The 23675-nt window shown below is 63.4% G+C and carries 22 protein-coding genes; 13 read left to right on the forward strand and 9 right to left on the reverse strand.

Annotated elements, in window-relative coordinates:
• Nucleotides 1-98: 98 nt before the first annotated feature.
• The 3 genes from PSEMO_RS29870 to PSEMO_RS29880 are packed head-to-tail and all read right to left on the reverse strand — an operon-like array spanning nt 99 to nt 3656.
• Nucleotides 99-659, reverse strand: coding sequence for a cob(I)yrinic acid a,c-diamide adenosyltransferase (locus PSEMO_RS29870; protein ID WP_075806456.1), 561 nt, complete (start codon nt 657-659; stop codon nt 99-101).
• A gap of 2 nt (nt 660-661) precedes the next feature.
• The gene (locus PSEMO_RS29875) at nt 662-2692 is read right to left on the reverse strand and encodes a sensor histidine kinase (RefSeq protein WP_075806457.1); all 2031 of its coding nucleotides are present in this window, start codon (nt 2690-2692) and stop codon (nt 662-664) included.
• 46 nt (nt 2693-2738) lie between these two features.
• Nucleotides 2739-3656, reverse strand: a complete 918-nt coding sequence (locus tag PSEMO_RS29880; RefSeq protein ID WP_075806458.1) for a putative 2-dehydropantoate 2-reductase — start codon at nt 3654-3656, stop codon at nt 2739-2741.
• A gap of 115 nt (nt 3657-3771) precedes the next feature.
• Between PSEMO_RS29880 and PSEMO_RS29885 the strand changes: the two genes are divergently transcribed.
• From PSEMO_RS29885 to PSEMO_RS29895, 3 genes are all read left to right on the forward strand, one after another.
• Nucleotides 3772-4257: a YajQ family cyclic di-GMP-binding protein gene (locus tag PSEMO_RS29885; RefSeq protein ID WP_075806459.1), complete on the forward strand. Its 486-nt coding sequence runs from the start codon at nt 3772-3774 to the stop codon at nt 4255-4257.
• A gap of 108 nt (nt 4258-4365) precedes the next feature.
• Nucleotides 4366-5211, forward strand: a complete 846-nt coding sequence (locus PSEMO_RS29890; RefSeq protein ID WP_075806460.1) for a mechanosensitive ion channel family protein — start codon at nt 4366-4368, stop codon at nt 5209-5211.
• A gap of 183 nt (nt 5212-5394) precedes the next feature.
• Nucleotides 5395-6618 carry an MFS transporter gene (locus PSEMO_RS29895; protein WP_075806461.1) on the forward strand — a complete coding sequence of 408 codons (1224 nt, stop codon included), beginning with the start codon at nt 5395-5397 and terminating at the stop codon, nt 6616-6618.
• Here the strand turns inward: PSEMO_RS29895 and PSEMO_RS29900 are convergent, their stop codons facing one another.
• Both PSEMO_RS29900 and PSEMO_RS29905 read right to left on the reverse strand, forming a co-directional pair.
• Nucleotides 6619-8190, reverse strand: coding sequence for an AmpG family muropeptide MFS transporter (locus PSEMO_RS29900; RefSeq protein ID WP_075806462.1), 1572 nt, complete (start codon nt 8188-8190; stop codon nt 6619-6621).
• Nucleotides 8191-8233: 43 nt separating this feature from the next.
• Nucleotides 8234-8587: an MGMT family protein gene (locus tag PSEMO_RS29905; RefSeq protein WP_075806463.1), complete on the reverse strand. Its 354-nt coding sequence runs from the start codon at nt 8585-8587 to the stop codon at nt 8234-8236.
• A 144-nt stretch (nt 8588-8731) separates the two neighbouring features.
• Here PSEMO_RS29905 and PSEMO_RS29910 point away from each other — a divergent pair, with 144 nt between their 5' ends.
• From PSEMO_RS29910 to groL, 5 genes are all read left to right on the forward strand, one after another.
• The gene (locus tag PSEMO_RS29910; protein WP_075806464.1) at nt 8732-9739 is read left to right on the forward strand and encodes a DUF481 domain-containing protein; all 1008 of its coding nucleotides are present in this window, start codon (nt 8732-8734) and stop codon (nt 9737-9739) included.
• Between the two features lie 102 nt (nt 9740-9841).
• A complete protein-coding gene (locus tag PSEMO_RS29915) occupies nt 9842-10573 on the forward strand; it encodes a HugZ family pyridoxamine 5'-phosphate oxidase (RefSeq protein ID WP_075806465.1) in 732 nt (243 codons plus the stop codon).
• A 63-nt stretch (nt 10574-10636) separates the two neighbouring features.
• Nucleotides 10637-11116 (forward strand): FxsA family protein, encoded by a 480-nt coding sequence (locus tag PSEMO_RS29920; protein ID WP_075806466.1) that lies wholly within the window; start codon nt 10637-10639, stop codon nt 11114-11116.
• 257 nt (nt 11117-11373) lie between these two features.
• Nucleotides 11374-11667 carry a co-chaperone GroES gene (locus PSEMO_RS29925; RefSeq protein ID WP_075806467.1) on the forward strand — a complete coding sequence of 98 codons (294 nt, stop codon included), beginning with the start codon at nt 11374-11376 and terminating at the stop codon, nt 11665-11667.
• Nucleotides 11668-11714: 47 nt separating this feature from the next.
• Complete coding sequence (gene groL, locus PSEMO_RS29930; protein WP_075806468.1) at nt 11715-13358, forward strand: chaperonin GroEL; 1644 nt, start codon at nt 11715-11717, stop codon at nt 13356-13358.
• Nucleotides 13359-13615: 257 nt separating this feature from the next.
• Here groL and PSEMO_RS29935 read toward each other — a convergent pair whose 3' ends face one another.
• Nucleotides 13616-14362, reverse strand: coding sequence for a phosphatase PAP2 family protein (locus tag PSEMO_RS29935; RefSeq protein WP_075806469.1), 747 nt, complete (start codon nt 14360-14362; stop codon nt 13616-13618).
• 181 nt (nt 14363-14543) lie between these two features.
• On the opposite strand from PSEMO_RS29935, the gene colR reads away from it, so the two are divergent.
• The 5 genes from colR to PSEMO_RS29960 all read left to right on the forward strand — a co-directional run bounded on the left by colR (nt 14544) and on the right by PSEMO_RS29960 (nt 18253).
• On the forward strand, nt 14544-15227 hold the full coding sequence (gene colR / locus PSEMO_RS29940; RefSeq protein WP_075806470.1) for a two-component system response regulator ColR: 684 nt from the start codon (nt 14544-14546) through the stop codon (nt 15225-15227).
• Nucleotides 15217-16509 (forward strand): sensor histidine kinase, encoded by a 1293-nt coding sequence (locus PSEMO_RS29945; RefSeq protein WP_075806471.1) that lies wholly within the window; start codon nt 15217-15219, stop codon nt 16507-16509. Before colR ends, PSEMO_RS29945 begins: the two co-directional genes overlap by 11 nt.
• 129 nt (nt 16510-16638) lie before the next feature.
• On the forward strand, nt 16639-17319 hold the full coding sequence (locus tag PSEMO_RS29950; RefSeq protein WP_075806472.1) for a class I SAM-dependent methyltransferase: 681 nt from the start codon (nt 16639-16641) through the stop codon (nt 17317-17319).
• A 5-nt stretch (nt 17320-17324) separates the two neighbouring features.
• Nucleotides 17325-18035, forward strand: a complete 711-nt coding sequence (locus tag PSEMO_RS29955) for a lipopolysaccharide kinase InaA family protein (protein ID WP_075806473.1) — start codon at nt 17325-17327, stop codon at nt 18033-18035.
• Nucleotides 18035-18253: a hypothetical protein gene (locus tag PSEMO_RS29960; protein ID WP_075806474.1), complete on the forward strand. Its 219-nt coding sequence runs from the start codon at nt 18035-18037 to the stop codon at nt 18251-18253. Before PSEMO_RS29955 ends, PSEMO_RS29960 begins: the two co-directional genes overlap by 1 nt.
• 61 nt (nt 18254-18314) lie before the next feature.
• Here PSEMO_RS29960 and PSEMO_RS29965 read toward each other — a convergent pair whose 3' ends face one another.
• From PSEMO_RS29965 to PSEMO_RS29975, 3 genes are all read right to left on the reverse strand, one after another.
• On the reverse strand, nt 18315-21362 hold the full coding sequence (locus tag PSEMO_RS29965; RefSeq protein WP_075806475.1) for a multidrug efflux RND transporter permease subunit: 3048 nt from the start codon (nt 21360-21362) through the stop codon (nt 18315-18317).
• Between the two features lie 12 nt (nt 21363-21374).
• Nucleotides 21375-22511 (reverse strand): efflux RND transporter periplasmic adaptor subunit, encoded by a 1137-nt coding sequence (locus tag PSEMO_RS29970; RefSeq protein ID WP_075806476.1) that lies wholly within the window; start codon nt 22509-22511, stop codon nt 21375-21377.
• A 66-nt stretch (nt 22512-22577) separates the two neighbouring features.
• Entirely contained in the window at nt 22578-23675 is a 1098-nt protein-coding gene (locus tag PSEMO_RS29975) for a DUF1513 domain-containing protein (protein WP_075806477.1), read from the reverse strand.

Consider the following 23675-nt stretch of genomic DNA (forward strand, 5'->3'; position numbering starts at 1 on the left):
GCCATGGTTTTTGTGTCCGGCAGATAACCCTGTGGGAGCTGGCTTGCCAGCGATGAGGCCGGCAAGGGCAAAAATGTTGTCAGGGTCTGGCTTCCTATTCAGGGTTTTGCGGCAGCCTGCCAGAGGATTTCGCCGATGCCCTGGCGGCGGGCGATCAAGCGCGCGGCGACGAACAACAAGTCCGACAGCCGGTTGATATACGCCAGCCCAACCCCCTCCAACGGCTCTACCGCATTCAACTGCTGACACCGCCGCTCCGCACTCCGTGCCAGGCTCCGGCACACATGGGCCTGCGCCACCAGCGCCGAGCCTCCCGGAAGGATGAAGTTCTCCAGTGGCCCCAGCTCCTCGTTCCATAGGTCTATCGCCGTCTCCAGCCGTTCTATCTCGGCCTTGTCCAGCGCCTGGTAACTGGGCATCGCCAGTTCGCCACCCAGGTCGAACAAGCGATGCTGACAAGGCGCCAATACGTCGGTCAGCTCGCCCAGCCCCTGCGCAGCCAACCCTGCCAGCAACAACCCCAACTGACTGTTCAGCGTATCCACCTCGCCAATCGCCTCGATCCGCGGATGGTCCTTGGGCACCCGACGCCCATCGCCAAGGCCGGTTTCGCCCTTGTCGCCGGTGCGGGTGTAGATCTTCGACAGGCGGAAACCCATGCTTATGACTCCAGTTTGCGAGTGACGGGCAGCGGGGTGGCAACCAGGGGCAGGCGCAGGGTGAAGCAGGTGCCCTGGCCCGGACTCGATTGCACTTCCATCTGGCCCTTGTGGTTGTTGGTGATGATGAAGTACGAGACGGACAAGCCAAGGCCGGTGCCCTGGCCGATTTCCTTGGTGGTGAAGAACGGCTCGAAGGTGCGCTTGCGGATCGCCTCGGGCATGCCGATACCGTTGTCCTCGACCTGGATCTCCGCCCACGGCGGATTCAGTCTGGTACGCAAGGTAATACGCCCGGGTTCGCGGTCGTCCTCGCGCAGGTGAATGGCCTGGGCGGCGTTCTTCAGCAGGTTGAGCAGTACCTGCTCCAGCTCATTGGCGGTGCCCGGCACCGGGCCGAGCGCCGGGTCGAACTGGCGGACGATGGCCTGGCCCTTGAAGTCGAAGCCGATGGCCAGGTCGAAGTCGTTGCCGGCGATCTCCACCGCCTGGTCGATCAGCGCCGGCAGGTCGCAGGGCGCCATCTGCCGGTTGCTGCGGCGGCTGAAGCTGAGCATATGGGTGACGATCTTCGCCGCCCGCGCCCCGGCCTGCTGGATACCGTCGAGCAGTTGCGGGACCTGGCGCTCTTCAAGGTAGTGATTGACCGTGTCCAGGTCGATGCCGGTCTCGCTGGCGGCCTCGAGGTTCTTCGGCAGGTCCGGCGACAGGCGCCGGCGAATGTTCTGCACGTTGTGCAGGATGGCGCCCAGCGGGTTGTTGATCTCGTGGGCCATGCCCGCCGCGAGGCCGCCCACCGAAAGCATCTTCTCCGATTGCACCATCATTTCCTCCAGCGACAGGCGCTGGGTGATGTCGTCGATACGGATCACCACGCCACGCCCGCCGCCGCCCATCAGCGGGTAGAAGGTCAGGGCGTAGTGGCGCACGTCATCCTCGCGGGTCCAGGTGACCCGCTCGATCTTCGCCACCCGGTGCTTCTCGACGCTTTCCTTGAGTTGCGGCAGGAACGGCTTGAGCGGCTCGAAGGCGAGGAAGATCGGCTGGTTCAGCGCTTCGTCCAGGGGCGTACCGGAGAGGCTGCTGGCCTCCTGGTTCCACTGGGTGACGTAGAGCTGTTCGTCGAGGGCGATCAGCGCCGAGGGCATGGAGTCGATGATGCTGTTGAGGTAGTTCTGGAAGCCGGTGAGCTTGCGCTCGATCTTGCCGCGCACCTGGACTTCCAGTTCCAGCTTGCGGTTGGTGTGGCGGGTTTCCTCGGCCAGGCCCTGGGCCTGGTCGTAGGCCTGCTGGAATTCGTCACGAGCGCGCTTGAGCTGCTGCTCCCGGGCCTCGATGCGCGACAGCATGGTGTTGAAGGCCTCGGCCAGGCTGCCGATCTCGTCGTGGTTGCCGGGGCGGGCGCGCAGGGCATAGTTTTCTTCCCGGGTGACCTGGCGCGACAGTTGTTCGAGCTGGTAGATCGGCTGGGTGATCAGGCGCTTGATCTGCCGGGCGATGATCATCCACAGCAGCACGCTGAACACCAGGATGCCGAGGCTGGCCGTCAGGGTGCCGGTGTAGAAGGCGGTGGGCAGTTCGCTGCTGGCCACCAGCAGCAGATGGCCGGGCGGGCTGCCGGTACGGGGCAGGCGCACCAGTTGGGTACTGCGGAATTCGGTGAGGCGCCAGCCTTCGATATTGCGGTAGCGCTTGGGCAGGGCGATCGGCTCGCCATGCTGCAGCTCCGCGAGCAGCTTGCCGTCGCTGCCGTACAGCGCGGCAGCGCGCAGGGGGGTGTAGGTGTCCAGCTCGTCGAGCAGGCGGTTGGCCGCTTCCGGCGAGTCGGTGGCCTGCTGCGCCAGTTGCGGGTTGGACACCAGGCGACCGATGGTCTGCAGCGCCTGGGGCGCCATGGCCTCCTGGGAAATCCAGTAGGCGGCGCTGATAAAAGTCAGGTTGGCCACCAGCAGGATGGTGATCAGCAGCACCAGCAGTGCGGCCAGCAGTTTCTGGCCGACCGGCAGGTTTTCCAGGCGTTCGCGCAAGGGCATGGTGACGGCGTGGTCCTGTGGGTGATGGGGCAGGGTAACGCTGCCCTCAGTCGCTGGGCAATCCGTGGCTGTCCAGGTGTTCGACCAGGCGCCGATAGAGCCGTTCCAGATGGGGCAGCGGCTGACCGTGGCGCATCGCGCTGCGGCAGACGTGGCCGAGCAGGTAGTGGATCTCGGTCCGGCGGCCGTTGCGTACGTCCTGGTACATCGAAGAGTAGTTCGCGGCGGTGGCCTCGATCACCCGTTGTACCTCGGTTTCCAGGTTTTCCGCCGCTTGTGGCTGGCCGCAGCGCTGCAGCAGCCCGGCCAGCTCGGCGCACAGGGTGGCGACTTCGCAATGATGTCCGGCGAGGCCGCCGTTGCGGCAATCGTAGAGCACGGTCAGCGGGTTGATCGCGCAGTTCAGGGCCAGCTTGCGCCACAGGCGGGTGAGGATGTCCGGTGTCCATTCATGGGGAATGCCGGCGTCGGTGAGGTCGTCGAGCCAGGTCGGTGCCAGCGGGTTGGCAGGATCGCCCAGCCAGTTGAAACCGTGGCCGGCGAAGTTCACCTGCCAGTCGCGCTCGCGGAAAGCGCCTTCGGTGCTGGAAGCGAATATGCAGCGGGCCTGCGGGACCCGGGCGGCGACTTCGTCCTGGCTGCCGAGGCCGTTCTGCAGGAGGATCAGCTCGGCGTCCGGTGCCAGGCGGTGGGCGATGCTGGCGATGGCCTTTTCTGCGTCATAGGCCTTGCAGGCCAGCAGCAGGCGCTGGATCGGCGTGTCTGCGTCGAGGGTTTCCGCGGGGATGGCAAAGGTCGCCGGCTGGCCTTGTTCGACCAGGTTCAGGCCGCCCGCCGCCTCATAGGACTGCAGGCGCTGCGCGCTGCGCAGGATCAGGCGAACCGGTTTGCCGGCGCGGGCCAGGCGACAGGCCCAGAGGCTGCCGAGGCTGCCGGCGCCGAGAATATGCCAGGTGCTGCTCATCAGCGTTTCCCAAGCGTTTATAATGAGCCGGCATTTTAACCGTCAAACCCGGTGCGCTCCATCGCACTCCCGTCAAGGAGTGCCAGCGCACCTTTTATTTTCTGGAGAAAAAGGTATGCCGTCGTTCGACGTGGTATCGGAACTGGACAAGCACGAAGTCACCAACGCCGTGGAAAACGCCATCAAGGAACTGGATCGCCGCTACGACCTGAAGGGCAAGGGCAGCTTCGAGTTCAAGGAAAAGGACCAGACCGTCCTGCTGACCGCCGAAGCCGAGTTTCAGCTGGAAGCCATGGTCGAGATCCTGCGTCTGGCCTTGGTCAAGCGCAAGATCGACGTCCAGTGCCTGGAGATCAAGGACGCCTACGCCTCCGGCAAGGAAATGAAGCAGGAAGCGGTGTTCAAGGAAGGTATCGATAAAGAGCTGGCGAAGAAGATCGTCGCTCACATCAAGGATGCCAAGCTCAAGGTCCAGGCCGCGATCCAGGGCGAGCAGATCCGTGTGACCGGCAAGAAGCGCGACGACCTGCAGGAATGCATCGCCGCCCTGCGTGGCCATGAGTTCGGCATGCCGCTGCAGTTCAACAATTTCCGCGATTGATCACGGCGTTTCAGGAACCTTGGCGCTTTGTCGGCGTCCCAGGTTCCTGGCGTCGCTGAATCGTTTGCGGCGCTTTAATTTCTGTTTTTTGCCGCATCAGGAGGGCATATGGATTTGAATGCAGAGGTCGATCAACTGGTCAGGACTTCGCAGACCTGGATTCCGTTGATCATGGAATACGGCAGCCGCCTGGCCCTGGCGCTGATCACCCTGGCGATCGGCTGGTGGCTGATCAACAAGGTCACCGCGAAACTCGGCAAGCTGCTGGCCCTGCGCAACGCCGACACCGCGCTGCAAGGCTTTATCAGCACCCTGGCCAATATCATCCTGAAGATCCTGCTGTTCGTCAGCGTGGCCTCGATGATCGGCGTGGAAACCACCTCGTTCGTTGCCGCCATCGGTGCCGCCGGCCTGGCCATCGGCCTGGCCCTGCAAGGCAGCCTGGCGAACTTCGCCGGTGGTGTGCTGATCCTGCTGTTCCGTCCGTTCCGCCTCGGCGACTGGATCGAGGCGCAGGGTGTCAGCGGCACCGTGGACAGCATCCAGATCTTCCACACCGTGCTGCGCACCGGCGACAACAAGACGGTGATCGTGCCCAACGGCAACCTGTCCAACGGCATCATCACCAACTACAACCGCCAGCCGACCCGCAAGGTGGTGTTCGACGTCGGTGTCGACTACGAGGCCGACCTGCAGAAGGCCCGCAACGTCCTGCTCGAGCTGGCCAAGAACGACCCGCGGGTGCACAAGGATCCGGCGCCGCAGGCGGTGGTTTCGACCCTGGGCGACAGTTCCATCACCGTTTCCCTGCGGATCTGGGTTAATACTGCGGATTACTGGGACGTGATGTTCATGCTCAACGAGCACGCGCGTGACCGGCTGAAGGACGAGGGGATCGATATTCCCTTTCCGCAGCGCGTGATTCGTGTAGTGCAGGAGACTGCTGCCCAGTAGTCAGCCCTGTGTCGTTGCTGATGGCCCTATCGCTGGCAAGCCAGCTCCCACAAAACCCTGTGGGAGCTGGCTTGCCAGCGATAGGGCCCTGAAGGCATTACACTTCTTCACTTCTCCCCGCTATCGGTCCGACAGGGTTTTCTGGCATACAGCCCGGTCTAGTCTTCAACTGCCGACCGACCCATGACCCCGCTCATCAAGATCACTCCCTTCAGAGCCTTCTGCTTCGCCCTGACCCTGGCCCTGTTCGAACTCCTCACCTACCTCGCCAGCGACGTGGTCATGCCGGCCATGCCGCAGGTGGTCAGCGACCTCGACGCCAGTCCCGAATTCATCCCCCACGCCCTGAACCTCTACCTGCTCGGCGGAGTACTCCTGCAATGGCTGATCGGCCCGCTGGCCGATCGCTATGGCCGGCGCCCGCTGCTGCTCGGCGGCTGCGCGTTCTTCTGCGTGGCCTGCCTGGTGACCTACTGGGTCGACGGTATCGAGATGTTCAACCTGCTGCGCCTGTTGCAGGGCATCGGCCTGGGCTTCGTGGTCACGGTCAGCTACCCGGCCCTGAACGAGGCCTTCAGCGAGGCGGATGCGGTGCGGATGATGGCGCTGCTGGCCAATATCGCCCTGTTGTCGCCGCTGCTCGGGCCGTTGGTGGGCACGCTGCTGCTGGAGTGGGTGTCCTGGCGCTGGCTGTTCGTGCTGTTCGGCATCACTGCCGTGCTGGCCTGGTTCGCCTTGTACCGCTTCATGCCGGAGACCCTGGGGGTCGAGCGCCGTGATGGTTCGCGCCTGGCGTTCCAGCCGATCCACCTGCTGCCGCTGCTGTCCGGCTACGCGCAGTTGCTCGGCAATCGCCGTTTCGTCGCCGGCAGCGCCGCGTTGGGCCTGATCGGCCTGCCGCTGATCGGCTGGATCGGCCTGTCGCCGGTACTGCTGATCCATGACGAGGGCCTGAGCAAGATGGAATACGCGCTGTGGCAGTTGCCGGTGTTCGGCGGGCTGATCCTCGGCAACCTGATCATCAACCGCATCGCCGATCGGTATCCGCTGACCGCACTGGTCCGCGGTGCCCTCTGGCCTTTTCTCGCCGGGTTGGCGCTGGCTTTGCTGGCAACCTGGATCTACCCGAGCGTGCCCAGCCTGGTGGTCGGTCTGTCGATCTATGCCCTGGGCCTGGGTATCGGCAACGCCGTGCTGTACCGCATGACCCTGTTCAGCAGCGAGCAGAGCAAGGGCCTGGTCTCGGCCATGCTGGGGATGATCACCATCGCCCTGCTGGGCCTGGGCGGTGTGGTGATGGCCATGTTCGGCGCCGGGGCCAGCCTGCTGGCGTTCGCCGTGGCTTCGGGCGTGGCCGGGGTGCTGGCGCTGTGGCCGCTGCGGGGCGTGTTGCAGCAGCAGCCCTGATCAGGACTGCTGCTGTTCGCTGGCAGGGGCGGCGGCGGGTTGCTCCGCCTGCTGGTCCGGATCCTTGCCGCGACGGATCTCCTGGTGCCAGTGCAAGGCGATCAGAATCAGGGTCGGTACGCCGAGCAGGGCGGTGATCAGGAAGAAGTCGTGGTAGCCGAACTTCTCCACCAGCACCCCGGAATAGCCGCCGATCAGGCGTGGCAGCAGGAGCATGATCGAGCTGAGCAGGGCGTACTGGGTAGCGGAGAACTTCAGGTTGGTCAGGCTCGACAGGTAGGCGACGAAGGCCGAGGTGGCCAGGCCCGAGCTGAAGTTGTCGAGGGAGATGGTCACCACCAGCATCTGGATGTTCGGGCCCATGTCGGCGAGCATCACGAACAGGATATTGGTCGCGGCCGAGGCGGCGCCGCCGATGAACAGGATCGGCAGGATGCCGAAGCGCACGATCAGCAAGCCGCCGATGCCGGCGCCGAGCAGGGTCATGATCAGGCCGAAGATCTTGCTGACGCTGGCGATCTGGTCCTTGGTGAAGCCCTGGTCGATGTAGAACACGTTGGCCATCACGCCCATCACCGTGTCGGACATCCGGTAGGTGGCGATCAGCCCGAGCAGCAGCAGGGCCTGCCAGCGGTAGCGGTGGATGAAGTCGTTGACCGGCGTCAGCACCGGCGCCAGGCCGCGCCGGCCCATGGCCGAGAGGCACAGGCAGGTCAGGGTGGTGTAGAGGATGGCGCGCAGGAAGGCGCGGTCTTCCAGGAGCAGGTCGAGCAGGCTGACGCCGTCGAACAGCACGCTGGCGAAATCGGTGTTGTACAACTGGGTAAACATCGCAGGGACCGAGACCAGCAGCACGATCAGTACGAACACCGAGATCAGCTGGTGACTGAAGCCGTAGCGCGCGGCCTGCAACTGGGTGCGCAGCGACACCGGGGGTTCACGCATCAGCAGGGTGGTGATCACTGCCGGAAGCATCATCAGGCCGAACAGCACGTAGGTGCCGGTCCAGGCCTTGTGCATGTAGTTGAAACCGGTGGAGCCGAACCACTCGGCGAAGAACAGCGCGCCAGCGGTGGCGAGCAGGGCGGCGACCCGGTAGCCGGCCATGTAGCTGGCGGCGAGGGCGGCCTGGCGCTGGTCGTCGGCGATTTCCAGACGGTAGGCGTCGACGGCGATGTCCTGGGTGGCGGAAGCGAAGGCGACGAGAACGGCCAGGGCGATCAGCCAGGACAAGTGCTTCTGCGGATCGCAGAAGCCCATTCCGACCAGGCCGATAAGCACCAGGATCTGCGACAGCACCAGCCACGAGCGGCGCCGGCCGAGCTTGCCGAGCAAGGGCAGGCGCCATTGATCGAGCAGTGGCGACCAGACCCATTTGAAGGCGTAGGCCAGGCCGATCAGGCTTGCATAGCCGATGGTCTCGCGTGCCACTCCGGCCTCGCGCAACCAGACCGAGAGGGTCGAGAACACCAACATGTAAGGCAGGCCGGCGGCGAAACCGAGCAGCAGGAGCACCACAGTCGACGGGCTGGCATAGGCAGCGAGCGCAGCGCGCCAGGTTTTACGGGGCATGGGCCAACATCTGCCTCAAGAATACGAACACAAAGCGCGCACTCTAACTGGTGTGATCCATCGGACGCCAGCCATGGCGCGACATATCGACGCGATTATTGCGCAGGCTGACCCCTTCGGCGCGCAAGCGCGCCCGTTGCTCATCGCCCGAAGGCGTTCCTTGCTCAAGGCTGAGACGACCGCCGGCACCCAGCACCCGGTGCCAGGGCAGGCGCGTGTCGGCCGGCAACTGGCTGAGGGTACGCCCGACCCAGCGGGCAGCGCGGCCCAGGCCGGCCATTTCGGCCAGTTCGCCATAACTGACCACCTTGCCCGGCGGGATCTGGTTCATGACCAGGTACAGCGCCGTTCGTCGGCCTTCGGCGCTTTCCTGGGTCATGTCGGAGGCGGCATTCATTCGGGTGTTTCCCCCTTCGCGGTGCACACGGAGAAAGGGTTGCTAATTGAACTCATTGGCATTGGGTGGGTCTTTCCTTGCTCTGGGCCTGGGCATCCGGATAATGCCCGACTTTTTCTCGCGAACCTGAACTCAGTGCTGCCTATGTATTCTAGAACCCTGTTGTGCCTTGCAATGGTCGGCGCGTGCGCGCCGGCTCTCGCCGATACCGTGTGGATGAAGAACGGTGACCGCCTGAGCGGCAAGATCAAGGTGTTCGATGGCGGCAAGCTGCTGCTGGAAACCCCTTACGGCGGCTCCATTCCGCTGGACTGGAAGCAGGTCAAGACCCTGGAGAGCGACCAGGAACTGCTGGTCAAGCAGGACGAGTACAACGGTGAGCGCGCCAAGTCGCTGCAGGCCGCCGAACCGGGCAAAGTGATCCTGGCCAACGGCGAGGCGCCGAAGACCGTCGAGCTGGCGAGCATCCAGCAGATCATGAAGCCCAAGCCGGTGGTCGAGGACCTGGTCTGGAAGGGCAACGTCGACCTGGCCCTGGACTACAAGCGCGCCGAGACCAACACCGACGACTACGACGTCGACTTCAAGACAACCGCCCGTCACGGTCGCTGGCGGCACAACGCCGAAGGCGAATACAACCGCGACAGCAAGGACGATGTCACCACCACCAACAACTGGAGCGCCGAGTACGCCCTGGACCGCTTCATCACCGACAAGTGGTTCTGGCAGGGCCGCCTGGAATACAAGCGCGACCATATCGAGGACCTGGCTCGCCAGCGTACCGTCGGTACCGGCCCGGGCTACCAGTTCTGGGATGACGAACTGGGCGCCTTCTCCCTCGGTTCGCTGCTCAACCGCACCGACTACGAGTACGCCGATGGCGGCAAGGACAACTTCTATTCCGTCGGCATGAAGTGGAACTACAACCGCTACCTGATCGGCAAGACGGTCGAGGTCTTCACCAACGGCGAGGTCGGCAAGCCGCTGGGCAATGTCGCCGACTACAGCCTGGATGCCGAGCTGGGTCTGCGCTACAAGGTCACCGAGTGGGCCTCGCTGAACCTCAAGGCGGAAAAGGACATCATCAGCGGCACCCGCGACAGCGATCTGGACAAGACCCGCTACACCGCCGGATTCGGCGTGACCTGGTAACACGGCTCCGGGAAGCGGGCCCCTTGGCATCGGCAACGATAATGATTAGCTTGTCGCTATCGCCGCCCGTGCCGGGTGGTCCGTTTTTCCAGGAGTGCAGACGTGAGTGCCAACGTAGCCAGGCCCGCCCGAGAATTGCTGTTGAAAGAGTACCGCGGGGTGCTCTCGACCCATTCCAAATCCATGCCCGGCTTCCCGTTCGGCTCCGTGGTGCCGTACTGCCTGGACGCTGATGGCAACCCGCTGATCCTGATCAGCCGCATCGCCCAGCACACCCACAACCTGCAGAAGGACCCGAAGTGTTCGCTGCTGGTAGGTGAGCGTGGTGCCGAGGATGTCCAGGCGGTCGGTCGCCTGACCGTGCTGGCCGAAGCGCGCAAGCTGGAGCAGGCCGAGGCCATCGAGGCCGCTGCCGAGCGCTACTACCGCTACTTCCCTGAATCGCGCAATTACCACAGCGCCCACGATTTCGACTTCTGGGTCCTGGAGCCGGTGCGCCACCGCTACATTGGCGGTTTCGGCGCCATCCACTGGATCGATCAGCTGACCCTGGCCAATCCGTTCGCCGGCAAGGCCGAGCTGAGCATGGTCGAACACATGAACAGCGACCACGCCAATGCCATCGCCCACTACGTCGCACTCAGCGGTTTGCCTGACGCGGTACCAGCGCAACTGGCCGGGATCGACAGCGAAGGCATGCACCTGCGCATCGGTCAGGCACTGTATTGGCTGGCGTTTCCGGAGCTTTGCAACACGCCGACACAAGTGCGTGAAGCCTTGGTTTTGCTGGCCCGCGCTGATAAATGGCCACAGGTGCAAACAGCTGAGGCTTGAAATTACGAGCTAAAGTTACCATTTGGGGTCTATTGGAAGATGTCTTCCGCTGAGGAAACCTCGATGCGTGCTTTTCTACTGTTGTTTCTCGCTTTCCCGATCCTGGAGCTGTACGTCTTTTTCAAGGTGAGCAGCTCCATCGGCTTCTTCCCGGCGCTGCTGCTGATCTTCGCCGGCTCCGCCCTGGGTATCCTGGTGGTGCGGGTCGCCGGTCTGGCCACGGCGCTGCGTACCCGTGACAGCCTGCAGCGCGGCGAAATGCCCGCCGAGGACATGTTCCACGGCCTGATGCTGGCGCTGGGTGGCGGCCTGCTGCTGATCCCGGGCTTTATCAGCGATGTGTTCGGCCTGCTCCTGCTGCTGCCGTTCGTCCGTCGCCTGCTCGGGCGCAAGCTGCGCGAGCGCGCCGAGGCCCAGGCCATGCGCCAGCGGGCGTTTGCCGATGAGTACATGAACAGCCAGCCGGGCCAGCCCGGTGCGCAGGGCCGCAACCCCCGGCAGCCGAATGTGATCGAAGGTGAGTACGAGCACCGCGATTCCTGATCCGGATCCGCTCCTGAAAAACGGCCCTTGCGAGGGCCGTTTTTCATTCCAGCCCTTTCATTGCAAAAAAATTCATTTGCGAGCCTTGTAATCCCCTTGGCCGCCCCTATGTATGGGTCACCGCAAGGTTTCTGGGCATCCGCACCAGACATGAACAGATGTGGCCCGCCTGGCGAGCCACGACCGGCAACGCCGGAAGCATCCACCCGCCGGTAACGAAACCGGCCGATGAAAACCACAATCAGGAGAGATCGACAATGAAGCTTCGTCCTCTGCATGACCGCGTCGTTATCCGCCGCAGCGAAGAAGAATCGAAAACCGCTGGCGGTATCGTTCTGCCAGGCTCGGCTGCTGAAAAGCCAAACCGTGGCGAAGTCGTCGCCGTTGGCACCGGTCGCATCCTGGACAACGGTGAAGTGCGTGCGCTGGCCGTGAAAGTGGGTGACAAAGTGGTTTTCGGCCCTTACTCGGGCAGCAACACTGTGAAAGTTGACGGCGAAGACCTGCTGGTAATGAGCGAGAACGAAATCCTCGCCGTTGTCGAAGCTTGATTCCGCTGGTTTCCCGTTACTCCAAAGTATTCAAGGATTAAACGATCATGGCTGCTAAAGACGTAAAATTCGGCGATTCCGCCCGCAAGAAAATGCTCGTTGGTGTCAACGTACTGGCTGACGCGGTCAAAGCGACCCTGGGCCCGAAAGGCCGCAACGTGGTCCTGGCCAAGAGCTTCGGCGCTCCGACCATCACCAAGGACGGCGTTTCCGTCGCCAAAGAGATCGAGCTCAAAGACGCCTTCGAGAACATGGGCGCCCAGCTGCTGAAAGACGTTGCCTCCAAGGCCAACGACGAAGCCGGTGACGGCACCACCACCGCTACCGTCCTGGCCCAGGCCATCGTCAGCGAAGGTCTGAAATCGGTTGCCGCCGGCATGAACCCGATGGACCTGAAGCGCGGCATCGACAAGGCGACCATCGCCATCGTCAAGGAACTGAAAGCCCTGTCCAAGCCATGCGCCGACTCCAAGGCCATCGCTCAGGTCGGCACCATCTCCGCCAACTCCGACAACTCCATCGGCGACATCATTGCCGAAGCCATGGAAAAAGTCGGTAAAGAAGGCGTGATCACCGTCGAAGAAGGCTCGGGCCTGGAAAACGAACTGTCCGTCGTAGAAGGCATGCAGTTCGACCGCGGCTACCTGTCCCCTTACTTCGTCAACAAGCCGGACACCATGGTTGCCGAGCTGGAAGGCCCGCTGCTGCTGCTGGTCGACAAGAAGATCTCCAACATCCGCGAACTGCTGCCAGTCCTGGAAGCCGTTGCCAAGTCCGGCCGTCCGCTGCTGATCGTGGCTGAAGACGTCGAAGGCGAAGCGCTGGCGACCCTGGTCGTCAACAACATGCGCGGCATCGTCAAGGTTGCTGCGGTCAAGGCACCTGGCTTCGGCGACCGCCGCAAGGCCATGCTGCAGGACATCGCCGTCCTGACCGGCGGTACCGTGATCTCCGAAGAAATCGGCCTGAGCCTGGAAGCCGCTACCCTGGAGCACCTGGGCAACGCCAAGCGCGTGACCCTGTCCAAGGAAAACACCACCATCATCGACGGTGCTGGCGCCGAGTCCGACATCGAAGCACGCGTCAAGCAGATCCGTGCCCAGATCGAAGAAACTTCCTCCGACTACGACCGTGAAAAACTGCAAGAGCGTCTGGCCAAGCTGGCTGGCGGTGTTGCCGTGATCAAGGTCGGTGCCGGCACCGAAGTTGAAATGAAAGAGAAGAAAGCCCGCGTTGAAGACGCCCTGCACGCTACCCGTGCAGCCGTCGAAGAAGGCGTGGTGCCTGGCGGTGGTGTTGCCCTGGTTCGTTCGCTGCAAGCGATCGCCGACCTGAAAGGCGACAACGAAGACCAGAACGTCGGTATTGCCCTGCTGCGTCGCGCTGTCGAAGCGCCACTGCGCCAGATCGTTGCCAACGCCGGCGACGAGCCAAGCGTAGTGGTCGACAAGGTCAAGAACGGTTCCGGCAACTACGGTTACAACGCTGCTACCGGCGAGTACGGCGACATGATCGAAATGGGCATCCTGGACCCTGCCAAGGTTACTCGTTCGGCTCTGCAAGCTGCTGCTTCGATCGGTGGTCTGATGATCACTACCGAAGCCATGGTTGCCGACCTGCCGGAAGACAAGCCAGCTGGCGGCGGCATGCCAGACATGGGCGGCATGGGTGGCATGGGCGGCATGATGTAATCCAGCCTTACCCTGCTGCATAAAAGAGCCCCGCTAGATGCGGGGCTTTTTTTATGCCTGTCGGAAAGCAAAGTGGTCCCCTGTGGGGCTTGGCTTCAGTGGCAGGCTGAGGTTCTGTTGGGGACAAGCCCAGGTGTCATGGGCTGGCTCAATACCCTGTGGGAGCTGGCTTGCCAGCGATCTGGCCGGATCTGACAACCCTTTTGTGCTTGCCGGCCTCATCGCTGGCAAGCCAGCTCCCACAGGGTCCGCGTTGCTTATCCAGCCTGGGCTACTTTACCGGCTTCGGCACTCACCACCGGCGCCTTCCGGCGATACAGCACCAGGTAATAGCACCCCAGCCCGATCAGCCAGCAGAACACCGCCGTCCACACGTTGTGCGAGAAGAAGTGCGCCCCTTGCAACATGCGCCCGACCGAGAACACCGTGCCCAGCGCGAAGGCGAACACCAGCGCGGCCCTGGCCATGCGCGGACGCCGATCCCGCAGCACGAAGAACAGCGCAAACAGGGTAAAGCCGGTAGCCGCGTGCCCACCGGGCCAGCAGCGTCCGGGCTTGTCGGTCTGCGGCCGGGCTTCCAGCAGCTTGCTGTAGGTTTCCTTGCCACCGAACTCGCTCAAGCTCCACGGACACTGGACTGCGGTGACCGCCTTGAGTGGAGTAACGAATGCAGTGGCCAGGCCCAGGCTCAGCACCAGGCAACCCAGCTCCCGGCGGATCGGTTTCAGGCGTTGCAGGGTAAAGCTGGCTACAAAGCCGATGATTGCCAGCACACTGAAGCCGATCACCACCTGCTTGGCCCGGTCATGCAGGATGTTTTCCAGGAAATAGCTGTGCCGACCGATGAACTGGCCGGCGCTGTGGTCGAAGAACTGGTTGGCCAGGATCATGTCCAGGTCGGTCATTTCCAGAAGGATCAGGATCACAGCGGTTAACAGGGGAATGCCCAGTACAATCCAGGGATTGAGCGGGCGCGACGGACGGAAGTCGTTGATGGCGGGCATGGGCGATCCTGACGGGATGGAGTCGACCGGCGATTCTCCGCCTCGACACATGGGCCGTTCGTGAATCCGTCGTGAAAAAATCGTCAGGTGACAATATCGTTCGAATGCCCTAGCAGCTTGTCTACTATGACCGTAAGCTGCGCCACCTGAAGGCCATCAGCCGAACATCAAGAGGGACGCCATGCGCATTCTACTGGTTGAAGACAACCGCGATATCCTGGCCAACCTGGCCGATTACCTGGGGCTCAAGGGCTATACCGTGGATTGTGCCCAGGATGGCCTGTCCGGCCTGCACCTGGCCGCCACCGAACACTACGATCTGATCGTCCTCGACATCATGCTGCCCGGGATCGACGGCTATACCCTGTGCAAGCGCCTGCGCGAGGACGCCCGCCGCGATACCCCGGTGATCATGCTGACCGCCCGCGACCAGCTTGACGACCGTCTCCAGGGTTTCCGTTCAGGGGCCGACGATTACCTGCTCAAGCCGTTCGCCTTGTCCGAACTGGCCGCCCGCATCGAAGCGGTGCTGCGCCGGGCCCAGGGCGGCGGACGCCGCAGCCTGCAGGTCGGCGACTTGAGCTACGACCTCGATACCCTCGAAGTCACCCGCCAGGGCCGTCACCTCAAGCTCAACCCGGTCGGCCTCAAGCTGCTCGCCGTGCTGATGCAGAAAAGCCCGCATGTCCTGCGTCGCGAGGTGCTGGAAGACGCCTTGTGGGGCGACGACTGCCCGGACAGCGATAGCCTGCGCAGCCACGTTCACCAGTTGCGCCAGGTGATCGACAAGCCCTTCGACAAACCGCTGCTGCACACCGTGCATGGCGTCGGTTATCGCCTGGCCGAGGGCCGCGATGGAGTTTAAGCAGAGCCTCGCCCAGCGGATCATCATCGCCTTTGCCCTGATGAGCGCGCTGGTGGCGGGAGCGTTCGCCTTCGGGATCGTCGCCACCGTGCATCTGGTGGAAGAACGCCTGATTTCCTCGGTGCTCGGTGGCGATCTGCAACGCCTGCTGCTGATGGACAGTGTCAGCGAGTGGAGCCACCGGCCACGGCCGGACCAGTTGTTCTACTACAGCGGCGGGCGCGATGACTTTGCCTTGCCGTCGGATCTGCGTCACCTCAACCCCGGCTTCCACGAGGTATTCCGCGAGCATCTGTCGTACCACGCCATGGTCGAAGTGGTGGATGGCCGGCGCTATGTGCTGTTGCAGGACCAGAGCGATTTCGAAGAACGCGAGCGGGTGCTGTTCGCTGTGGTGGTGGTGGGCTTCGTGCTCAGCCTGGCGCTGGCGGTGTTCCTCGGCTGGATCCTGGCGCGGCGGGTGATGGCACCGGTCATCCGCCTGGCCCGGCAGGTTCGTCATCGCGACCAGTTGCTCGGCCTGGCCCCGCCGCTGGCGCCGGATTACGCCGCGGACGAGGTGGGCCAGTTGGCGGTGGCCTTCGATGCCACCCTGGGCCGCCTGCGCGACGCGCTGACTCGCGAACGTCTGTTCACCAGCGACGTCAGTCATGAGTTGCGCACGCCCTTGATGGTGCTCGCCAGTTCCTGCGAGTTGCTGATGGAATACCCAGGTATCGAAGGCCGCGCCCGTGCCCAGGTGGAGCGCATTGCCCGTGCTACCGAAGAGATGCAGGAACTGGTCAAGACCTTCCTGATGCTGGCCCGGGCCCAGCGCGATGAAGGCGCCGTGGCGTCACGCACCACCCTCAAGGAGGTGAGTGACGAACTGCTGGGTGTTTGGCGCGACACCATCGAGCAGAAGGGCCTGAAGCTGACCCTGGTGGTCAACGAGCAGTCACCGACCCTGTACAACGCGACCTTCCTGCATTCGGTGATGGGCAATCTGCTGCGCAATGCTGCCCACTATACCGATGAAGGCTTTATCCGCCTGACCCTCGAGGCCGACAGCTTTACCGTCGAGGACAGCGGCGTGGGCATTCCCGTTGAGCAGCGCGAGGCGATGTTCCAGCCGTTCGTGCGCGGTGGCGAGAAGCGCGGGGAGGGGCTGGGGCTTGGCCTGTCGCTGGTGCAGCGCATCTGTGACGACCAGGGCTGGGTGGTCACGCTCAGCGAAACCCAACCCCATGGCTGCCGTTTCCACGTCAGCCTGGGCGACAAGGGGATGGCGCCGGACGCCTAAGGCTGACGGCGCCCGGTGTAATACTTTGTAAAACCTATGGTTTTATCTGACGTTTTTTTCACAACGACATGACCTGACGGCAACGTCGCCACCCGTAACGTGGCGCTCATTGAAGTCAGGAGATGTTCCATGTCCACTCAGACCAAACTCGAGTTTTCCGACAAGTACGACCGCCAGCACGCCCAGGAGTACTTCGAGAAGCACCAGGCCAGCCTGGCCCGGCGCCTGTCCCACCAGCGCGACGAGCAACTGGCCCGGCGTGCACTGACCCTGGCAGGCGACCCCGGCCTGGTCCTCGATCTGCCGTGTGGCGCGGGCCGCTTCTGGCCGATGTTGGCGGAAAAGCACAACCGCGTGATCATCGGCGCCGACAACTCAGCCGCCATGCTGGAGACAGCCTGTCGCTCGCAGCCGGCGGATATCGTGAAACGGGTACGCCCCTTGCAGACTTCTGCGTTCGACATCGACTTGCCTGATAACGCCGTCGACAGCATTTTCTGCATGCGCCTGTTCCACCATATCGGTGAAGCGCCTCACAGGATGCAAATTCTAAAAGAATTTCAAAGGGTTACGCGTGATAGCGTGATTCTGTCGTTGTGGGTCGATGGCAATCTCAAGGCCTGGCGCCGGAAAAAGCTCGAAGCGCAGCGGATTGCCCGGGGCGAAACCGGGGGTTACCAGAACCGCTTCGTGTTACCAGCGGCTACGGTCGAAGCAGAATTCAAGGCGGCAGGTTTCCGCATCCAGGAACGAATGGACTTTCTGCCGTTCTACGCCATGTGGCGAGTTTATGTATTGCGAAAGGGTTGAAGACTATGGATGTGACAGACGCGGGCCGGGCCTCCGGTACTGACCAATTCAAGCACTTCTGGCAGCAGCAGGGTGAATGGGTGGAAGCGCCCAACCAGCGCCGTGGGGGCGAGAGCGGTGTGCAGCGCCTGCGCGACGAGCGGGGCCACATGCTCTATGCCAAGCGCCAGGTCGGGCATATCTATCGCAGCCTGTTGCATCCTTTCGGTCGCCCTACGGTGTTGCGCGAGTACGAGGCACTGCACAGTTTCGAACAACTGGGGGTGCGGGTCCCGCATATCGTGTACTGCGGGGTCGAGCGTGATGCCGATCGTCAGTGGCGGGCGCTGCTGGTCAGCGAGGCACTGGACGGTTTCGAGGAGATCGACAACTGGTATGCCGCAGGTGGCCGCGAGCGCCACGGCGAAGCCCTGCATGATCGCATCCTTGAAGACCTGGCGCGCAACCTCGCGCGCATGCACCTGGGGCACTGGCAGCATGGCTGCCTGTATGCCAAGCATGTCTTCGTCAAGGTGGTGGGCGAAGGTGACGCGGCCCGTGCCGAGGTTGCATTGCTCGACCTGGAGAAATGCCGGCGGCGCATCAGCAAGCATAAGGCGGCTGCCAATGACCTGCGCCAATTGCGCCGCCATTCGTCGTTCAGCGATGCTGACTGGGAAAAGCTGCTCTACTTTTACCGTACGGCGTTTGGCAGCGCAGTCAAAGGTTTAGAGTGATGAAACTAGAAATAGCACGAAGTTTGTTTCTCCTGGCTGCCCTGGCCACCGCAACCGCAGCGGTGGCCGCCTGGGAGCAGCCGCGTCCCGGAGTGATCAGTGCCTCCACGCACTGTCCGCTGCCGCGCACGGCGAAACCGCAGGTCCAGGTACAGCCCGACCATGATCTGCTGCTGTTTCTGTTTGGTATGAGCCAGGGGCTTCGCGCCCAGGGTTGAAGGGCTGCTTCAACCAGCAGGGCCTCATCGCCGGCGTTGCCGGCGATGAGGCCCTCATTGTTTACACAGTCTGCTCGACCGTACGCGGTTCATCCTTCTTCGCCAGCAACGTATACACGCATGGCAGCACGAACAGGGTAAACAGCGTTCCCACCGACATCCCCGTGGCAATCACCGTGCCGATATCGAACCGGCTGACCGCCCCGGCGCCCGTCGCGATGATCAACGGCACCATGCCGAACACCATCGCTGCCGTGGTCATCAGCACCGGCCGCAGGCGGATCGCCGCCGCTTCCTCGATCGCCTCCCGTACCGACAGCCCCTTGTGCTCGCGCAACTGGTTGGCGAACTCGACGATCAGGATCCCGTGCTTGCTGATCAGCCCGATCAGCGTCACCAGCCCCACCTGGGTGTAGATGTTCAGGCTCGACAGCCCGAGGAACAGCGGGATCAATGCCCCGCAGATCGACATCGGCACCGTCACCAGGATCACCAGCGGGTCGCGGAAGCTCTCGAACTGCGCCGCCAGTACCAGGAAGATGATCGCCAGGGCCAGGCCGAAAGTGACCCACAGTGCGCTGCCTTCCTGCACGTATTGCCTAGCCGCGCTGGCGTAGTCGAAGGCGAAGCCGGCCGGTGCTTCCTCCTGGGCGATGCTGCGCACTTCCTGCAAGGCTTCGCCCATGCTCACCAGCGGAACGCCCGAGATGATCGCCGAGTTGAGCTGCTGGAACTGGTTGAGCTGGCGTGGACGGGCGCGGTCGCTGACGGTGATCAGGGTCGACAGCGGCAGCATCTGCCCGTCCTGGTTCTTCACGTAGTAGTTGTTCAGCCAGTCGGGGTTGTCGCGGTAAGCCCGCTCGACCTGGGCGATCACCTTGTAGCTGCGCCCGTCGATGGTGAAGCGGTTGATTTCCGCCTCACCGAGCAAGGTCGCCAGGGTGCTGCCGAGCACATCCATGGACACGCCCATCTGCGCCGCCTTGGCCCGGTCGATGTCCACCACCACTTCCGGCTTGTCGAAGGCCAGGTCGATATCGAGGAAGGCGAACTTGCCGGATTTCTCGGCGCGTTCCTTGACCCGTTGGGCCACGTCCAGCAGCGACTCGTAGTCGTTCGGCGTGTTGATCACGAAGGCGAACGGCAGACCTTCGCCGGTGCCCGGCAGCGACGGTAGGTTGAAGCCGAAGATCTGCAGGCCGGCGATGCCGTCGAGCTTGTGCTGCACCTCCGGCAGCAGCTCCATCTGGGTGCGCGTGCGGTCCCCCCAGGGCTTGAGCAGGAAGCCGCCGATCCCGGATTGCACGCCGTTGAAACCGTTGATCTGGAATGACGAGTAGTACTCCGGGAACTCCTTGAACAGCGCGGTGAATTCGTCGGTGTAGGCGTTCAGGTAATCGAGGTTGGCCGGCTGCGGCGCGGTGGCCATCATGAAGATGATGCCCTGGTCCTCGTTCGGCGCCAGTTCCGAGGTGCTGAACTTGACGAACAGCGGAATCAGGCACAGCACGATCAGGCCGAAGACGATCACCACCGGACGGGTATCGAGGGTGGCGTGCAGCAGCTTCTGGTAGCGCAGCTTGAGCCGTTCGAAGAGCTGGTCGAGACGGTGGGCGAAGCCGCTGGGGTTTTCCTCGTGACGCAGCAGCTTGGCGCACATCATCGGCGACAGGGTCAGGGCGACGATCCCGGAGATGATCACCGCCCCGGCCAGGGTCAGGGCGAACTCCTTGAACAGCGCCCCGGTCAGCCCCTCGAGGAAGCCGATCGGGGCGTACACCGCGGCCAGGGTGATGGTCATCGAGACCACCGGCATGGCGATTTCCCGCGCACCTTCCAGCGCTGCCTCATGCGGCGTCTTGCCCTCCTCGATATGCCGGTGGATGTTCTCCACCACGACGATGGCGTCGTCCACCACCAGGCCGATGGCCAGAACCATCGCCAGCAGGGTCAGCAGGTTCAGCGAATAGCCCATCAACTGCATGAAGAACAGCACGCCGATCATCGACAGCGGGATGGTGATCACCGGGATCAGCACCGAGCGGAACGCGCCGAGGAACAGGAACACCACGACGATCACGATCAACACCGCCTCGACCAGGGTCTTCACTACCTCGTCGATGGAGGCCTGGATGAACAGGGTCGCGTCATAGGCAATGGACGCCTTGAGGTTGGGCGGCAACTGGGCCTCCAGCTCCGGCATCAGCTTGCGTACTTCCTTGATCACATCCAGCGGGTTGGCCCCGGGCGTGGCCTTGATGCCGATATACACCGAGGGCGTGCCATCGAAGGAGCTGACCGTGTCGTAGTTCTCTGCGCCCATCTCGACCCGCGCCACGTCGCCGAGCAGCACCCGGCTGTTGCCGCTGGTCTTCAGCGGGATGGCGGCGAAGGCCTCGGCGGATTTCAGTTCGGTATTGGCGTTGATGCTGGTGACCACGTACTCGCCCTTCACCTCGCCGGCGGCGGAGAGGAAGTTGTAGCGGCGCACTGCATCGGTTACGTCGCTGGCGCTGAGGCCGTAGCCGGCCAGGCGCACCGGGTCGAGCCACAGGCGCATGGCGAACAGCTGGTTGCCGAGGATTTCCGCCTCGGCCATGCCCGGCAGGGTCGCCAGCTTCGGCTGGATGACCCGTGACAGGTAGTCGGTGATCTGCGGGTTGCTCAGCTCGCTGCTGTAGAAGCTGATGTACATCAGGGCCGAGGCGTCGGCGGCCTCCTTGCTCAGCACCGGGTCTTCGGCATCCTGGGGCAGTTTGTTCTTGACCTCGTTGGCCTTGGCCAGCAACTCGGTGAACAGCCGGTCGCTGTCCGCGCCGATACGTGCGTAGATCGAGATCACCGAGAAGTTCTGCCGGCTCACCGAGGTCATGTAGTCGATGCCCTCGGCACTGGCCAGGCTCTGTTGCATCGGCTGGGTGATGTAGCCCTGGATGGTTTCGGCGTTCGCCCCGGGGTAGGCGGTGGTCACCGTGATCAGGGCGTTTTCCATCTGCGGGTACTGGCGGATCGGCAGCTTGCTCCAGGCCTGGAAGCCGAGCAGGACGATCAGCAGGCTGACCACGCTGGCCAGCACCGGACGGCGGATGAACGGATCGGTAAATGCCATGGTGCCTCCTTGTCAGTTGGCGCCAGGCTGGCTGTTCGGTTGATCCTTGAGGGTCTTGTCCGGGCTGACGGTGATGTGCGCGCCCTGGGTCAGCTTGAGCTGCCCGGCGGTGACCACCTGTTCGCCGGCCTTCAGCCCCTTGCTGACCACTACCAGGCCGTCACGGTGCTCGCCGGTGGTGACGAAGCGGCGTTCGGCCATCAGGGCGTCTTTCTCCTCCTCGCCGTTCTCGGCTTTTTTCGGCACTGCGACATACACCGAATTGCCGTAGAGGGTGTAGGTCACCGCGCTCTGCGGCACCACCACTTCGTTGCGCGGGTTGGGCAGCAGCACCTGGACGTTGGCGAACATCCCCGGCAGCAGCTTGCCGTCGGGGTTGGCCAGGGTGGCGCGGACCAGCACGTTGCGGGTGGCGTCCTCGACCTTGGGGTTGATCGCGCTGACCCGGGCGGAGAAGGTCTGGCCGGGGAAGGCGGCGACGTCGATCAGCGCTTCCTGGCCTATGCCGACCTTGGGCAGGCTCTGTTCCGGGATCGAGAAGTCGACATACAGGCTGCTGAGATCCTGCAGGGTGGCGATCACCGTGCCGCTGGGCAGGTACTCGCCGACATCCACCTGGCGGATGCCGATGGTGCCGCTGAACGGAGCGGCGATGCTCTTCTTGTCGAGGGAGGCCTTGAGCTGCTCGACCACCGCCTTGTTACGGCGGAACTGCGAGGTGAGGCGATCGAATTCGCCCTTGGAGATGGCCTGGCTGCCGACCAGTTGGCTACCACGACCGAAGTCCACTTCCGCCAGCTTGAGATCGGCCTGGGCGGTGCCGAGCAGGGCGGTCTCGGCTTTCTGGTCCAGTTCCAGCAACGGCTGGCCCTGCTTGACCTTCTGCCCCGATTCGAACATCAGCTTGGTCACCGTGCCATCGGTTTCCAGGCTCAGGTCGACGCCTTGCAGCGCCTTGAGGCTGCCCACCGCCGGCAGGCGGCTTTGCCAGGCGAGTTCCCGCGCCTCGGTGGCCGCCACGGCGAGGGCGGGTTTCGGTGCGGTGAACATCTGGATCTGCTTGTAGATCGAGAAGGCCTTGTAGCCTCCCAGGATCAACACGATCAACAGCACGATGCCCAACATGATCAGCATGCGACGGCGCAGCATAGGTCCATTTCCCTGGATAGATGTTGGCGAAGTCTAGTCCGTTGCCCTTCGCCCGGCGACAAGTCTTCAGATGAGGTGCAGGTGGTTGTCCCACAGTCCCGACGGCAGTTGCAGCGGCTGGCCGACCAGCGTCTCCTGACGGCAGTCGTACAGACGGCAGCGGCCCTGCCCGGAGGTGACCACAAAGCCATCGGCCACGGCGCCCACGCCGGCGCAATCCGGCATCGGCGCATCGAGGCGGATGCTGGCGTCGTCGAGGTTCCAGATGAACAGGCGGTTGGCCCGCGGCGCGGTCATCGCCACCAGGCGCAGCTCGCTGTGCACGGCGACGCTGGCGGTGTACTGGGCCATGGATTGCAACTGGTGCTCCGGCACCGGGAAGGCCTCGAACGGCTGGCCTGGACGCTTGATCGCCAGCAACTCGGCGGTTTCGTGGGCATCGCCCATGAACTGCTGGCAGGCGACCACGGTGCCATCACTGGCGATGGCCAGGTGACGCACGCTGTTCATCTGCTGACCGAGGGTTTCCTTGCTGATCAGGCTGCCGTCGCGGTGCATCAGCACCAGGCTTGGCTCCATGGCGTTCAGGTTCATTTCCACCCGGCTTTCCGCTTCGGTACGGATACCGCCGTTGGCCACCACCAGGGTTTCCCCGTCGGGCAGCCAGCTGACCTGGTGCGGGCCGACGCCATGGGTAGAGATTTCGCCCGTGTGTACCAGGCGCTCGCCTTCGAAGCGGTACACGCCGAGCACGCCACGTCCCGGGTCGGTGGTGTCGTTCTCGGTGGCGTACAGCCATTCCCCGCTCTTGTGGATCACGGCGTGACCATAGAAGTGGCGATTGGGTTGCGACACGATGGTCTGCAGCAAGCGCCCGTCGCGCAGGTCGACCAGGTAGCTTTCGGTGCCCGGGCGACGGGCGACGAACAGGGCGATGGGCAACTCGGGGTGATTGATGATGTCGTGGCAACGCTGGGCCACCCGGGTGGCGAACACCTGGGTGCCGTCCAGGCGATAGCCGACCGCGTAATGCTGGCCGTCCCCGTCATCACGGGCCGACAGCAGGAGGGGCGGCTGATCCTTTCGCCGCAGCAGGGTCCAGCCGCCCAGGGTCAGGGCGCTGAGCAGAACGCTACCGAGTTTCAGGGCCTGGCGTCGCAACAT

The sequence above is a fragment of the Pseudomonas putida genome (genome assembly GCF_001941965.1).
Classification (GTDB): Bacteria; Pseudomonadota; Gammaproteobacteria; order Pseudomonadales; family Pseudomonadaceae; genus Aquipseudomonas; species Aquipseudomonas putida_L.